Below are 13086 nucleotides of genomic sequence, written 5' to 3' on the forward strand. Positions count from 1 at the left end.
TGCCGTAGCCCGGATGAAATCCGGGACGGTATTCGCAGCCTTCGCAGCCTTCGCAGGATTGCATCCGGGCTACAAGGTGTCCCCGTGCGCGCATTTCGATGCGCCGCAGCTCACGCCCTCCTCGATCCCCTTCAATATCGGGCAGTCCGGCCGGTCGTTACCCTGGCAACTGTTCGCCAGCTCCACCAGTGTGTCCCGCAAGGCCGTCATCTCGGCAATCTTGCGCGACAGTGTGGCGATATGCTCTTCGGCCAGCGCCTTCACATCGGCACTGGCGCGCTGCTTGTCCTGCCACAGCGCCAGCAGCCTGCCGACTTCTTCCAGAGAAAACCCCAGATCCCGCGCCCGCTTGATGAATGCCAGGCGGTGCAGATCCGACGCGCTGTACTGCCGGTAGCCACTCTCCGTGCGCCCGGCATGGGGCAGCAGGTCGATGGACTCGTAGTAGCGAATCATCTTGGCACTCAGGCCGGTGTGCCTGGCGGCTTGGCCGATGTTCATGCGCGTGGTCTCCAGCGATTGAGCAGCAGTGCATTGCTCACCACACTGACGCTGGACAGCGCCATGGCGGCGCCAGCGAACATCGGGTTGAGCAGGCCGGCGGCGGCGAGCGGGATGCCGATCAGGTTGTAGATGAAGGCCCAGAACAGGTTCTGGCGGATCTTGGCGTAGGTGCGCCGGCTGATGTCCAGCGCGGCTGGCACCAGGCGTGGGTCGCCGCGCATCAGGGTGATGCCGGCTGCATGCATGGCAGCATCGGTGCCGCCGCCCATGGCAATGCCGACATCCGCGGCGGCCAGTGCCGGTGCGTCGTTGATGCCGTCGCCGACCATGGCCACGGTCCCCTGCTGGCGCAGTTCGCCAACCAGGCGCGCCTTGTCCGCCGGCAGCACCTGCGCGTGCGGTTGGTCGATGCCCAGAGCGCTGGCGACTGCCGCGACACTGCCCTGGTTGTCGCCGCTGATCAGGTGGCTGGTGATGCCTTGTGCACGCAGTTCAGCGATGGCGTCGATGGCGCCGTCCTTGAGTTGGTCACCGAAGGCCAGCAGGCCGAGCAGGCGAGGGGCGTCACCGGTTTCGATCAGCCAGGACAGGGTACGGCCCTCGGCCTCCCACGTGCGGGCGGATTCGGCCAGCTCCCCCACCTGCAATTGGTTTTCCTCCAATAGGCGGCTGCTGCCCAGTTGCAGGCTGCGACCCTCGACACTACCAGCTATGCCACGACCGGCCAGTGCGCGGCTGTCGCTCAGGGTTGGCAGGGCGATGTGCTGGTCGGCGCAGCGCTGCAATACGGCCTTGGCCAGTGGGTGTTCGCTGCCCTGCTGCAGGCCGCCGGCCAGGCGCAGCAATTCGTCCTCGCTGGCCTCGCCCAGGCCGATATGGACGATGCGCGGTTTGCCTTCGGTAAGGGTGCCGGTCTTGTCGAAGGCGATGTGCTGCACGGCATGCGCCACTTCCAGTGCTTCGGCATCCTTGATCAGGATGCCGTGGCGCGCGGCGACGCCGGTGCCGGCCATGATCGCCGTTGGCGTGGCCAGGCCAAGGGCGCAGGGGCAGGCAATCACCAGTACGGCGACGGCGTTGAGCAGGGCGTTTTCCAGTGATGCGCCGAGGGCCAGCCAACCCAGCAGCGTGGCCAGGGCGATCAGCAGCACCGTGGGGACGAACACCTGGCTGACCTTGTCCACCAGCTTCTGGATCGGCGCCTTCGCAGCTTGCGCATCCTCGACCAGGCGGATGATGCGCGACAGCACGGTTTCCGCGCCCAGGGCCGTGGTCTCCACCAGCAGGCGGCCTTCGCCGTTGATGGCGCCGGCGGTGACCTTGTCGCCCGGCTGCTTGGCCACCGGCAGGCTTTCGCCGCTGATCAACGCTTCATCCGCATGACTGTGGCCCTCCAGCACCTGGCCGTCGACCGGGAAGCGTTCGCCCGGCTTGACCAGAATACGGTCACCCAGCGCCAGGGCGTCGATGCCGACGCGCTCCTCGCGTCCGTCCACGAGGCGCACCGCGTGGTCCGGACGCAAGGCCTGCAACGCGCGAATGGCGCTGGCGGTCTGACGCTTGGCGCGGCTTTCCAGATATTTGCCGAGCAGGATCAGGCTGATGATCACCGCCGAGGCTTCGAAGTACAGGTGCGGCATCTGTCCGGCCGGCGTCACGGCCCACTGATACAGACTCAGACCGTAACCGGCGCTGGTGCCGATGGCCACCAGTTGATCCATGTTGCCGGCACGCGCCTTCAGTGCCTGCCAGGCCGCGCGGTAGAAGCGCGCGCCGAAAATGAACTGCACCGGCGTGGCCAGCAGCCATTGCACCCAGGCCGGCAGCATCCAGTGCAGGCCGAAGGGTTCGACCAGCATCGGCAGCACCAGCGGCAGGGTCAGGGCGATGGCGGCCAGCAGGGTCAGACGCTCACGCCGCAGGCGGCGCCGGGCCTGATCGGTGGCCGGACGCTCGCCAAGCAGTTGCGCGTTATAGCCGGCGGCCACGGCAGCCTTCACCGCCAACTGTGGGTCGAAACCGGCGAGTACCTGCAGGCGCGCCTTCTCGTCGGCGAGGTTGACGGCCACCTGGCTGACACCCGGCAGCTTGTTCAGGGCGCGCTCGATACGGCCAACGCAACTGGCGCAGGTCATGCCCTCGATGCTCAGTTCCAGAGGCTGGCTGGGCACGTTGTAACCGGCGCCCTCGATGGCGCTGATCAGCTGCGGCAGGCTGCCAGCGGGCGCTTCGATGCGCGCCTGCTCGCTGGCCAGGTTGACGCTGGCGCTGCTCACCTGCGGCAACTTGCGCAAGGCGCGTTCGACGCGCCCGGCGCAACTGGCGCAGGTCATGCCCTGGATTGGCAGGTCGAAAGTGGTCATGGTTCGGCTCCCTGTAGCAGGCCGTTAGAAAAGCCTGGGCGTGGCTACAGGATCAACCTTGACCCCATGGCAAGGTCAAGCCTTCAGTTCAGCGCAGGCGCGGCATGCAGTCGCAGGCCGTCACTGCCCATGGCGATGCGGTAGCGGCGCACTTCGCCGGCCGCCAGCTCCAGCGATTGCCCGCTCAATTGGGTAATGCCGTCCTGACACGGGCCGCTGCCGGTCAGGCCGAGGCGTAACGCGACCTTGCCCGGTGGCAGGTTGAAGGATACCGACTGGCCCTGATACAAGCGCGCGGCCAGTTGGTCATGCAGATACAGCGCGACTTCGCAGGTGGTCGCCACTTCCAGCCGCTCGCGCGAAACGATCAGCACCGCATACCCCTCGCCCTGTGTCGTCGAAGGCAGCGGTGCCAGTGGTTCTGCCAGTGCCAGAGGCGCCAGCAGCAGGGCAATGGCGCAGCAGGGCATACGCATGGTGATGATCCTCGTATGGGAGTGCGGCGAATGAAATGATAAAGGCTTGACCTTGCCATCGTGGCAAGGTCGAGACTACACCCATCGCCAATCGCTTCAAGGAGTCAGCAGATGCAACAGTTCAAGGTTAGCGGAATGTCGTGCGGTCATTGCGTGCGGGCCATCACTCAGGCGATCCAGGCGCTGGATCCTGTGGCCAGGGTCGAAGTCGATCTGGCCGCGGGACTTGTGCGTGTGGAGGGTAGCCTGGACGCGGCGCAGATACAGGCCGCCATTGCTGAAGAGGGTTACGAGGTTGTCCCCGCGTAGAGCTCGGGCCTGCTAAGGCCACTGCCGCAGCAGGCCGCGGAAGCAACTGTCGACCATCGCCGGGGTGTCGGTCTGGGCGTCGAACAGATTCGGGTCGCGCAGCCAGTCGCTGAACAGGCCGACGATCAGCGCGTGCAGCGTGCGTGAGGCCAGGCGCGGAGTGATGCCGGGCTGCAGATGCGGTTGCACCGTCGGCAGGGCGAACTGCTGCTGGCACAGGTCGATGAACTGATTGACGAAGGTTTCGTGGCGCTCTTCGGCCTCACGCAGCTCTTCGGTGAATTCGCAGCGGCGCAGCAGTACGGTGAGGATGCGCCGACGCTGTTCATCCAGCACCAGATTGGCCATGGCCTCGATGCACAGATCGCGCAGCAACTGCAGCGATGACAGGCCGTCGACGGCAGCCAGTTGCTGAGCCAGCGGTTCCAGCGGCAGACGCACCTGATTGAGCATTTCGTGGAACAGATGGGCCTTGTTCTGGAAGTGCCAATAGACCGCCCCGCGGGTCACCCCGGCATGCCGGGCGATGTGCTCCAGGCTGGTATGGGCGACCCCTCGCTCGAGAAACAACTGTTCCGCAGCGGCGAGGATGGCGCAGCGGGTTTTCTCCGCATCTTCTTTGGTTCTACGCATGGCGATCCGGGTAATTGGAGCTAGGCTCGATTGTACCGATTATGCCCACCTGCTGGTGGCGCTTCGTTGTGTCGCTTCTGCTCCGCGTCTAGCCAAGGAGAGGGATGCATCATGTGGTTCGTTCGCCTGGATCGTTTCTGCCTGTCTGCAACATTAATCCTCGCACTTGCTGCTGAGGCGGCCGACGCGCCGCCCACGGTGGTGACGGTCGAGCAGGTCAGGGTCGGCGAGTTGCCCATCGTCCTGGAATATCCCGGGCGAACCGCCGGTTATCGGGAAGTGCAGGTCAGGGCTCAGGTCGGCGGCATCCTGCAGGAGCGCACCTATCAGGAAGGCAGCCGGGTGCAGAAGGACCAGGTATTGTTTCGCATCGACCCGCGACCCTACGAAGCCGCCCTGGCGCGCGCCAAGGGCGCGCTGGCGCAGGAGCAGGCGCGGTTCCGGCAGACCGACCGCGATCTCAAGCGCATCCGCGAACTGCAGACGAAGGGCTTCGCCAGTGAGAGCGAACTGGACAACGCCATCTCCAACTTCGAGCAGAGCAAGGCCAATATCGAGGCGGCCCAGGCCGAGGTGCAGTCGCGCCAGATCGACCTGGATTACACCACTGTGAAGGCGCCGATCACCGGCATCACCAGCAAGGAAAGTGTTTCCGAAGGCAGCCTGATCGTCGCCGGCGACCCCAGCGCCAGTCTGCTGACGCAGATCACCCAGCTCGACCCGATCTTCGTCAATTTCGCTTACCCGGACGCCGAGGCCGAGCGCCTGCGTCGTGAGCTGTCCGAAGGCAGTCTGGTGCCGCCGGCCAGCGGCAAGCTGAGTGTGGAGGTGCATTTCGGTGATGGCTCGGCCTACCCGACGGCGGGCGAGGTGGACTTCACCGACAGCCTGATCGACCGCGGCACCGGCACCGTCAGCGCCAGGGGCGTGGTGCCCAACCCGGAGCAGAAACTGCTACCGGGGCAGTTCGTCCGGGTGAAGGTCAAGGGCCTGACCCGCCCCAATGCCATAACCGTGCCGGAGCGCGCCGTCGCTCAAGGGCCGCGCGGCACTTTCGTCTACGTCGTCGACGATCAGGGCATCGCGCGCATGCGCCAGGTCGCCACGGGCGATACATCGGGCGGGCGCTGGCTGCTTCTGTCTGGGGTCAGCGATGGCGAGCGGGTGATAGTCGATGGTCTGGCCAAGGTGCGGCCGGACGGCCCGGTCAAGGTCGAGGAGGCGAAGGCAGCCACGCCCGCCAGCCCGGCGCAGGAGTAAAGGCCATGATCTCGCGCTTCTTCATCGACCGCCCGGTGTTTGCCACCGTCATTTCCATCGTTGTCGTGCTCGCCGGCCTGGCCGCGATGCGCGCGTTGCCCATCGCCCAGTACCCGGAAATCCTCCCGCCGCAGGTGTCGGTCAGCGCCGCTTACCCCGGCGCCAGCTCGCAGGTCATCGCCGAAACCGTGGCGGCGCCGCTGGAGCAGGAGATCAACGGCGTCGAGAACATGATCTACCAGCTGTCCAACTCCTCCAGCAGTGGGGCGATGAGTCTGACGGTGTACTTCGAGGTTGGCACCGATCCGGATCAGGCCACCATCAACGTCAACAACAAGGTGCAGGCCGCGCTGGCCAAGTTGCCGGAAGAGGTGCGCCGCCAGGGCGTTAAGGTGGAGAAGAAGTCTTCCGACATTCTTCAGGTGATTACCCTGTATTCGCCGGATAATTCGCGTGACCCGATCTTCATCAGCAACTATGCGCTGATCAATGTCATCGACGAGCTCAAGCGCCTCAAGGGCGTGGGCGATGCCAGCCAGTTCGGTTCCAAGGACTATTCCATGCGCATCTGGCTGCGCCCGGACAAGCTGGCGCAGTACAACCTCACCCCCACCGACGTGGTCAATGCCATTCGCGAACAGAACTCGCAGTTCGCCGCCGGCAGCTTCGGCCAGCAGCCGCTCAAGGAACCGCAGGACTTCACCTACACGGTCACCACCCAGGGCCGCTTCACCGACCCCCGGGAGTTCGAGGGCGTCATCCTGCGCACCGACGACACCGGCGCCAGCCTGCTGCTCAAGGACGTGGCGCGGGTCGAACTGGGCGCGCAGGACTACTCGCTGGTCACGACGCTGAACGGCCAACAGAACGCCGCCTTCGGCATCTACCTGCAGCCCGGCGCCAATGCGCTGGACACCGCCGAAGCGGTCGAACGCACCATGCAGCGCCTGAGCAAGCGCTTCCCCGAAGGCATCGCCTACAAGATCCCCTACGACACCACCAAATTCGTCCAGGTCTCCATCGAGGAGGTGATTCATACCTTCTTCGAAGCGCTGGTACTGGTGGTGCTGGTGGTGTTCATCTTCCTGCAGAACTGGCGCGCCACCCTGATCCCGGTGCTGGCGATTCCGGTGTCGCTGGTCGGCACTTTTGCCGGCATGTATCTGCTGGGTTTTTCCATCAATCTGCTGACCCTGTTCGGCATGGTGCTGGCCATCGGCATCGTGGTGGATGATGCCATCGTGGTAATCGAGAACGTCGAGCGGGTGATGCGTACCCAGGGGCTGAACGCGCGAGAGGCCTCGATCAAGGCCATGGAGGAGGTTACCGGGCCGATCATCGCCATCGTCCTGGTGCTCTGCGCGGTGTTCGTGCCGGTGGGCTTTCTCGGCGGCCTGGCGGGGCAGATGTACAAGCAGTTCGCGATCACCATCGCCGTTTCGGTGGTGATTTCCGGAATCGTCGCCCTGACTCTTTCTCCTGCGCTCTGCGCGCTATTGCTCAAGCCCGGGCACCACGAGCCGGCAGCGCCGTTTCGCGCGTTCAACCGCTTCTTCGACAAGGCCACCGAGGGGTACGGTGCCGGAGTGCGCTTCTTCCTCAAGCGCTCCGTGATCGGCCTGCTGCTGTTCGGCGGGATGATCGCACTGATCATGCTGCTGTTCGCGCGGGTGCCGGGCTCGCTGGTGCCAGACGAGGATCAGGGCTACGTGATCAACGCCTACTACCTGCCGCCGGCCGCTTCGCTCAATCGTACCGAGGCGTTGAGCGGCGCGGTGACCCAGCAGTTGATGGAGCACCCGGCGGTGCAGGACGTGGTGACCTTCGCCGGTTTCGACGTGCTCACCTTCGGCGTACGCAGCAACGCCGGGGTGTCCTTCGTGCCACTCAAGGACTGGAGCGAGCGCACCACGGACGAACTCGATGCGCGCAACCTGACGCGCGAATTCATGGGCATGGGCGCGGCGCAGAAGGACGGCCTGGTGCTGTCGTTCAACCCGCCGCCGATCACCGGCATGAGCACCACCGGTGGCTTCGAGTCGTACATTCAGGACCGCTCCGGTGGCAGCGTCGAGCAGCTCGGCGAGAAGGTGCAGGCCTTCGTCGAGGCGGCCAGCAAGCGTCCCGAGCTGGCCGGCGTGCAGAGCACCTTCAGCGCCAACGTGCCGCAGTACTATATCGACCTGGACCGCACCAAGACCCGGGCGCTGGGCGTCAGTGTCAGCGACGTGTTCACTGCGATGCAGGCGACCTTCGGCAGTTACTACGTCAACGATTTCACCCTCTACGGGCGCACCTGGCAGGTCAGTTTGCAGTCCGAATCGGAGTTCCGCCGCAAGCCGGAAGATCTCGGCCAGGTCTACGTGCGCTCCAGCAGCGGAGATCTGGTACCGCTGTCGACCCTGCTGCGGGTGCGGCGCATTCTCGGCCCTGACTCCTACGACCGCTTCAATGTCTATCCGTCGGCCAAGGTGTTGGGCGGCCCTGCGCCAGGCTACAGCTCCGGCCAGGCGTTGGCGGCCATGCAGCAAGTCGCCGACGAGGTGCTCGGCGAGGACTACAGCCTGGGCTGGATCGGCTCGGCCTATCAGGAACTGGCGACTCAGGGCTCGGGCGCCCAGGCCTTCGTCTTTGGTCTGATCCTGGTGTTTCTGATCCTGGCTGCGCAGTACGAGCGCTGGACGCTGCCGCTGGCCGTGGTCACTGCCGTACCCTTCGCCGTATTCGGAGCGATTCTTGCGGTGTGGCTGCGGGGTATCCAGAACGATGTGTACTTCCAGGTCGGCCTGGTCACCCTGATCGGGCTGGCGGCGAAGAACGCCATTCTCATCGTCGAGTTCGCGGTGCTGCTGCGCGCCGAGGGCAAGGGTATCTTCGATGCGGCGCTGGAGGCGGCCAAGCTGCGTTTCCGCCCCATCGTGATGACCTCGCTGGCCTTCATTCTCGGCTGCGTACCGCTGGCCATCAGCACTGGTGCCGGTTCGGCCAGCCGCCACTCCATCGGTACCGGGGTGATCGGCGGCATGCTCGCAGCCACGCTGCTGGCCACCTTCCTCATCCCGATGTTCTATCTTTTGGTCGAGTCGGCGGCGCAGCGTGTAAGCCGACGCGGCAAGGCCAGGCAGGCAGAACCTCATTGAGCTACGCTGGCCGTCGTTCGGCGGCCGGCGCTTTCACAAGCGGCCTGGTCGGTGAGATGATTAGCCGGCTAATAAAAGTCCGGATTATTCATGAACCTGCGAACCCTTCTGATTCTGGGCGCTTTGAGTGCCTTCGGCCCTTTGGCCATCGATTTCTACCTACCGAGTTTCCCCACCCTGGCCCAGCAGTTCGGCACCGATGTCGAGCATATCCAGCTGTCGCTGGCAGCCTATTTCGTCGGTATTGCCATCGGCCAGTTGTTCTACGGGCCGCTGGCGGATCGTTTCGGCCGCCGCGTGCCGCTGCTGGTCGGGGTGGCCCTGTTCACCCTGGCCTCGCTGGCCTGCGCCCTGGCACCTAGCCTGGAATGGCTGGTGGCCGCTCGCTTCGTGCAGGCCCTCGGCGGTTGCGCCGGAATGGTCATCACCCGCGCCGTGGTGCGCGATCTGTGCGACCCGCTGGCCTCGGCCAAGGTGTTTTCGCAACTGGTGCTGGTGATGGGGCTGGCGCCGATCCTCGCGCCTCTGGGGGGCGGACTGCTGTTGAATACCCTGGGCTGGCCGTCGATTTTCCACAGCCTGGCGATCTTTGCCGGGCTGTGCCTGCTGGCCGTGCTGCTGTGGTTGCCGGAGACGCGTCCGCAACACCTGCAACCGGCGCCGCTGAGCGGTGCCTTCGGTCAGTACCGCGCGCTGCTGGGTAACGCGCCGTTCATGGGCTACAGCCTGGCCGGTGGTGTGGCCATGGCCGGGATGTTCGCCTATATCGCCGGCTCGCCCTTCGTGTTCATCGAGCTGTATGGTGTGCCGGCCGAGCACTATGGCTGGTTGTTCGGCAGTAACGCCGCGGGTTTCGTGATCATGGCGCAGGTCAACGCGCGTCTGGTGCGCAGCGGCGGCCCGGCGCGGTGGCTGCGGCGCATGGTGCTGGTGTACCTGGCCAGCGGCCTGTGCCTGCTGGCGCTGGCGTTGTGGCAACCGGCGCAGCTGTGGCCCCTGCTGATTCCGCTGTTCATTTGCGTGGCCAGTCTTGGTTGCGTATTGCCCAATGCCACGGCCTGTGCCATGGCCGGGCAGGGCCGCCATGCCGGCAGTGCTTCCGGGCTGCTGGGCAGCATGCAATTCAGCGTGGCGGCCAGCGCTTCGGCGCTGGTGGCCTTCCTGCACGATGGTTCGGCCATGCCCATGGCGCTGGTAATCACCCTGTGCGGTGCGGCAGCCTGTGGTTTTGCCTGGTGGAGCAGGCGCTTCGTGGTCTGACCCGGCGCGTTACAGACGAGCCGCCTTGAAGGTGTCGCAACGCCCCGGCTGGCCGCTTTCGAAACCGGTGCTGAACCAGCGAACGCGCTGTTGTGAGGTGCCGTGAGTGAAGGCGTCCGGCACCACCTGACCGCGCGCCTGCTTTTGCAGGCGATCATCGCCGATGGCGCTGGCGGCATTCAGCGCCTCTTCCAGATCGCCCGCCTCCAGCCAGTCATGTCGTCTTTGCGCGTGATGCGCCCAGACCCCGGCCAGGCAGTCGGCCTGCAGTTCCTGACGTACCAGCAGGCCACCATCGCCCTCGACGCGTTCGCCGCGCTGTCGCGCCGCGTTGACCTTGGCCGACACGCCCAGCAGCGTCTGCACGTGATGGCCGACCTCATGGGCGATCACGTAGGCCTGGGCGAAGTCGCCGGCAGCGGAGAAGCGCTGTTCCATCTCGCGGAAGAAGGCCATGTCCAGATAAACGCGCTGGTCGCCAGGGCAGTAGAAGGGGCCGACCGCCGAGCTGGCGAAACCGCAGGCCGAATTGACGCCGCCGGAGAACAGCACCAGTTGCGGGTCGCGATACTGCTGGCCAGCCTGCTGGAACAGCTCGCGCCAGGTGTCCTCGGTGTCACCGAGAATGGCGCGGACGAATTCGCTCTGTTGGTCGTTGGCCGGCGCTGCACTTTGCGTCTGGGCAACTTGCGGTTGAGTCGCCTGGCCGGCGATCTGGCCGAGGATCTGCAGCGGGTCCTGTCCGGTCAGCAGGCCGAAGATGACGATCAGCGCCACGCCGCCCAGGCTCAGCCCGCCGCCCAGACGCCTGCCGGAACGGCCGCGCGCGTCCACCACATTGTCACTGCGTCTACCGCGTTGCCAGCGCATGGCTGCACTCCCGGGTTGCTGATCGCTGCAGTGTAGCCGTCGACGCCGACTCAGTTGGCCGGGTAGTCGCTGAGCAGCTGATCCTGGCGATCCCGATCCAGACCGATGACCTGATAGGCGTCGACACGGTCGCCATATTCCATACCCGGCGAACCCATGGGCATGCCGGGTACGGCGACGCCGATCAGGTCCGGGCGTTCGCGCAGCTTGAGAATGTCCGCTGCCGGTACATGCCCTTCGACGAACTTGCCGTCGATCACGCCGGTGTGACAGGAGGCCAGGCGCGGCGGCACACCAAGCTTCTGCTTGACGGCGCTCATATCCGCTTCGACATGGTCGTTGACGGTGAAGCCGTTGTCCTGCAGATGGCTGATCCAGGCCTTGCAGCAGCCGCAATTGGCATCGCGGTGCACATCGATGGTCAGTGGCTCGCTGGCGTGGGCCAGGCCGGTGACGAGAAAGAGGGCGAGCAGGGAACGACGCATGGCAAGGCTCCAGATTAACCAGCGCCCAGCATAGCGCCGCTGCAGGCCCTGCCCAAGTGCTTGCGACTATGCGTCGCGACAGGCGGCGCCTATGCTGCAGGAGTGGTCATGACCAGGAGCCCCTGATGCTGTTCGCTCGAATCGTCCTGCTGATCCAGATTGCAGCCCTTGGCGTGCTGGGGCTGGCCTACTTCATCCGGCCCGAGGAGATGGCCAGTTTCAGCGGTGCGCTGCTGATGGGCAATGCCGCTGTCACTGAAGTGCGCGCCTATTACGGCGGGTTGCAGCTGGGGCTGGCGGCGTATCTGGCGATGGCGCTGCTGCGCCTGGATCTGCTGCGTCCGGCGCTGACCCTGCTGGTGCTGCTGTACAGCGTACTGGCGTTGGCGCGCCTCGCCGGGTTGTGGCTGGACGGCGGCATGCATCAGACCTTCAACCTTTACGCGCTGCTGCTCGAAGTGGTGTCGGGCGCTCTGGCCTGGTGGGCGCTACGCGGCATGTCACGCTGAGCCGTAGCCCGGATGCGATCCGGCAGGCAAATCTCGGATTGCATCCAGGCGGCGAGGGGCTCAGCGCCGTTCCAGCAATACACCGGTTTCCATATGGTGGGTGTAAGGGAACTGGTCGAACAGCGCGCAGCGCGTGATCTTGTGAGTGTCATCGAGCTGGGCGATGTTGGCGGCCAGGGTTTCCGGGTTGCACGAGATGTACAGGATGCGCTGGAAACGGCGAGTCAGCTCGCAGGTGTCCGGGTCCATGCCCGCACGGGGCGGGTCGACGAAGACGCTGCCGAAGTCGTAGCTTTTCAGGTCGATGCCGGCCAGGCGGCGGAACGGGCGCACTTCGTTGAGCGCCTGGGTCAGCTCCTCGGCGGACAGGCGCACAAGCTCGACATTGTCCACACCGTTGTCAGCCAGGTTGGCCAGGGCGGCGTTCACCGAGGTCTTGCTGATCTCGGTGGCCAGCACGCGGCGCACGCGGGTGGCCAGCGGCAGGGTGAAGTTGCCATTGCCGCAGTACAGTTCCAGCAGATCGTCATCACGCTCGCCGAGCACGTCATGGGCCCAGCCGAGCATCTTCTCGCAAACCCGGCCGTTGGGCTGGGTGAAGGCGCCTTCCGGCTGGCGATAGCGGAATGTGCGTCCGGCTACGCTCAATTCCTCTTCCACGTAGTCGCGGCCGATTACCAGGCGCTGGCCGCGCGAGCGGCCGACCAGGCTGACGTTCAACTCGGCAGCCAGTTTCTCGGCCTCGGCCTGCCAGGCGTCGTCCAGCGGGCGATGGTAGGCCAGGGTGATCAGCGCGTCGCCGGCCAGGGTGGTGAGAAACTCCACCTGGAACAATTTGAACGACAGCGTTTCGCTGGCTTGCCAGGCAGCGCGCAGGCGCGGCATCAGTTCGTTGATGCGCAGGCTGGCGATGGGGAAGTCGTCGAGCAGGATCGGCGTGTGCTTGTCGCCCGGGGCGAACATGGCGTAGTGGCGTTGACCGTCTTCACGCCACAGGCGGAACTCGGCGCGCATGCGGTAGTGCTCGCGCGGCGAGTCGAACACCTCGGGCTCGGCGGCGCCGAAGGGCGCCAGCAGTTCGACCAGGCGGGCCTTCTTCTCGGCGAGTTGGGCGTCGTAGGTGGCGGGGTCGAATGCGGGGCGGCTCATCGGTCACTCATGGGCAGGTAAACGGGGCGCCATTGTAGCGGAGGCGGTGGCTGCGTGCCTTGGGTTACTCGTCAGCGCTGCGCCGTGGGTGGATGAGGCTTTTCCATCCACCGTTTGTGTGGTCGGAG

Annotated in this window: 12 protein-coding genes; 5 read left to right on the forward strand and 7 right to left on the reverse strand. The window is 65.4% G+C overall.

The window, feature by feature from the left end; genetic code table 11:
* Positions 1 to 69: 69 nt before the first annotated feature.
* The 3 genes from cueR to DXK50_RS12205 all read right to left on the reverse strand — a co-directional run bounded on the left by cueR (position 70) and on the right by DXK50_RS12205 (position 3343).
* Positions 70 to 501, reverse strand: coding sequence for a Cu(I)-responsive transcriptional regulator (cueR, locus tag DXK50_RS12195; protein ID WP_212630512.1), 432 nt, complete (start codon positions 499 to 501; stop codon positions 70 to 72).
* Positions 498 to 2867 carry a heavy metal translocating P-type ATPase gene (locus tag DXK50_RS12200; protein ID WP_212630513.1) on the reverse strand — a complete coding sequence of 790 codons (2370 nt, stop codon included), beginning with the start codon at positions 2865 to 2867 and terminating at the stop codon, positions 498 to 500. The genes cueR and DXK50_RS12200 overlap by 4 nt, the downstream gene beginning before the upstream one ends.
* A gap of 83 nt (positions 2868 to 2950) precedes the next feature.
* On the reverse strand, positions 2951 to 3343 hold the full coding sequence (locus DXK50_RS12205) for a hypothetical protein (protein ID WP_161864900.1): 393 nt from the start codon (positions 3341 to 3343) through the stop codon (positions 2951 to 2953).
* Positions 3344 to 3454: 111 nt separating this feature from the next.
* Here DXK50_RS12205 and DXK50_RS12210 point away from each other — a divergent pair, with 111 nt between their 5' ends.
* Positions 3455 to 3652: a heavy-metal-associated domain-containing protein gene (locus tag DXK50_RS12210; RefSeq protein ID WP_212630514.1), complete on the forward strand. Its 198-nt coding sequence runs from the start codon at positions 3455 to 3457 to the stop codon at positions 3650 to 3652.
* A gap of 12 nt (positions 3653 to 3664) precedes the next feature.
* Here DXK50_RS12210 and DXK50_RS12215 read toward each other — a convergent pair whose 3' ends face one another.
* Entirely contained in the window at positions 3665 to 4285 is a 621-nt protein-coding gene (locus tag DXK50_RS12215; RefSeq protein WP_161864902.1) for a TetR family transcriptional regulator, read from the reverse strand.
* Positions 4286 to 4396: 111 nt separating this feature from the next.
* On the opposite strand from DXK50_RS12215, the gene DXK50_RS12220 reads away from it, so the two are divergent.
* From DXK50_RS12220 to DXK50_RS12230, 3 genes are all read left to right on the forward strand, one after another.
* Positions 4397 to 5545 carry an efflux RND transporter periplasmic adaptor subunit gene (locus DXK50_RS12220; RefSeq protein ID WP_212630515.1) on the forward strand — a complete coding sequence of 383 codons (1149 nt, stop codon included), beginning with the start codon at positions 4397 to 4399 and terminating at the stop codon, positions 5543 to 5545.
* Between the two features lie 5 nt (positions 5546 to 5550).
* On the forward strand, positions 5551 to 8685 hold the full coding sequence (locus DXK50_RS12225; protein ID WP_212630516.1) for an efflux RND transporter permease subunit: 3135 nt from the start codon (positions 5551 to 5553) through the stop codon (positions 8683 to 8685).
* 90 nt (positions 8686 to 8775) lie between these two features.
* Positions 8776 to 9945 carry a Bcr/CflA family multidrug efflux MFS transporter gene (locus tag DXK50_RS12230; RefSeq protein WP_161864905.1) on the forward strand — a complete coding sequence of 390 codons (1170 nt, stop codon included), beginning with the start codon at positions 8776 to 8778 and terminating at the stop codon, positions 9943 to 9945.
* 9 nt (positions 9946 to 9954) lie between these two features.
* On the opposite strand, the gene ypfJ is transcribed toward DXK50_RS12230, so the two are convergent.
* A complete protein-coding gene (gene ypfJ, locus DXK50_RS12235; RefSeq protein WP_212630517.1) occupies positions 9955 to 10815 on the reverse strand; it encodes a KPN_02809 family neutral zinc metallopeptidase in 861 nt (286 codons plus the stop codon).
* Positions 10816 to 10865: 50 nt separating this feature from the next.
* Complete coding sequence (locus DXK50_RS12240; protein ID WP_161864907.1) at positions 10866 to 11300, reverse strand: DUF411 domain-containing protein; 435 nt, start codon at positions 11298 to 11300, stop codon at positions 10866 to 10868.
* Positions 11301 to 11425: 125 nt separating this feature from the next.
* Between DXK50_RS12240 and DXK50_RS12245 the strand changes: the two genes are divergently transcribed.
* Entirely contained in the window at positions 11426 to 11809 is a 384-nt protein-coding gene (locus DXK50_RS12245; RefSeq protein WP_212630518.1) for a DUF4345 family protein, read from the forward strand.
* A gap of 60 nt (positions 11810 to 11869) precedes the next feature.
* Here the strand turns inward: DXK50_RS12245 and trmA are convergent, their stop codons facing one another.
* Positions 11870 to 12958 (reverse strand): tRNA (uridine(54)-C5)-methyltransferase TrmA, encoded by a 1089-nt coding sequence (gene trmA, locus DXK50_RS12250; RefSeq protein ID WP_212630519.1) that lies wholly within the window; start codon positions 12956 to 12958, stop codon positions 11870 to 11872.
* Positions 12959 to 13086: the final 128 nt, after the last annotated feature.

The sequence above is a fragment of the Pseudomonas sp. KB-10 genome (assembly GCF_018221585.1).
Taxonomy (GTDB): domain Bacteria; phylum Pseudomonadota; class Gammaproteobacteria; order Pseudomonadales; family Pseudomonadaceae; genus Aquipseudomonas; species Aquipseudomonas yangonensis.

Coding starts and splice junctions, on each gene's coding strand:
- DXK50_RS12240 (WP_161864907.1), bottom strand. CDS start 11,300: ATGCGTCGTTCCCTGCTCGCCCTCTTTCTCGTCACCGGCCTGGCCCAC.
- DXK50_RS12210 (WP_212630514.1), top strand. CDS start 3,455: ATGCAACAGTTCAAGGTTAGCGGAATGTCGTGCGGTCATTGCGTGCGG.
- trmA (WP_212630519.1), bottom strand. CDS start 12,958: ATGAGCCGCCCCGCATTCGACCCCGCCACCTACGACGCCCAACTCGCC.
- DXK50_RS12225 (WP_212630516.1), top strand. CDS start 5,551: ATGATCTCGCGCTTCTTCATCGACCGCCCGGTGTTTGCCACCGTCATT.
- DXK50_RS12220 (WP_212630515.1), top strand. CDS start 4,397: ATGTGGTTCGTTCGCCTGGATCGTTTCTGCCTGTCTGCAACATTAATC.
- DXK50_RS12200 (WP_212630513.1), bottom strand. CDS start 2,867: ATGACCACTTTCGACCTGCCAATCCAGGGCATGACCTGCGCCAGTTGC.
- DXK50_RS12205 (WP_161864900.1), bottom strand. CDS start 3,343: ATGCGTATGCCCTGCTGCGCCATTGCCCTGCTGCTGGCGCCTCTGGCA.
- ypfJ (WP_212630517.1), bottom strand. CDS start 10,815: ATGCGCTGGCAACGCGGTAGACGCAGTGACAATGTGGTGGACGCGCGC.
- DXK50_RS12245 (WP_212630518.1), top strand. CDS start 11,426: ATGCTGTTCGCTCGAATCGTCCTGCTGATCCAGATTGCAGCCCTTGGC.
- DXK50_RS12215 (WP_161864902.1), bottom strand. CDS start 4,285: ATGCGTAGAACCAAAGAAGATGCGGAGAAAACCCGCTGCGCCATCCTC.
- cueR (WP_212630512.1), bottom strand. CDS start 501: ATGAACATCGGCCAAGCCGCCAGGCACACCGGCCTGAGTGCCAAGATG.
- DXK50_RS12230 (WP_161864905.1), top strand. CDS start 8,776: ATGAACCTGCGAACCCTTCTGATTCTGGGCGCTTTGAGTGCCTTCGGC.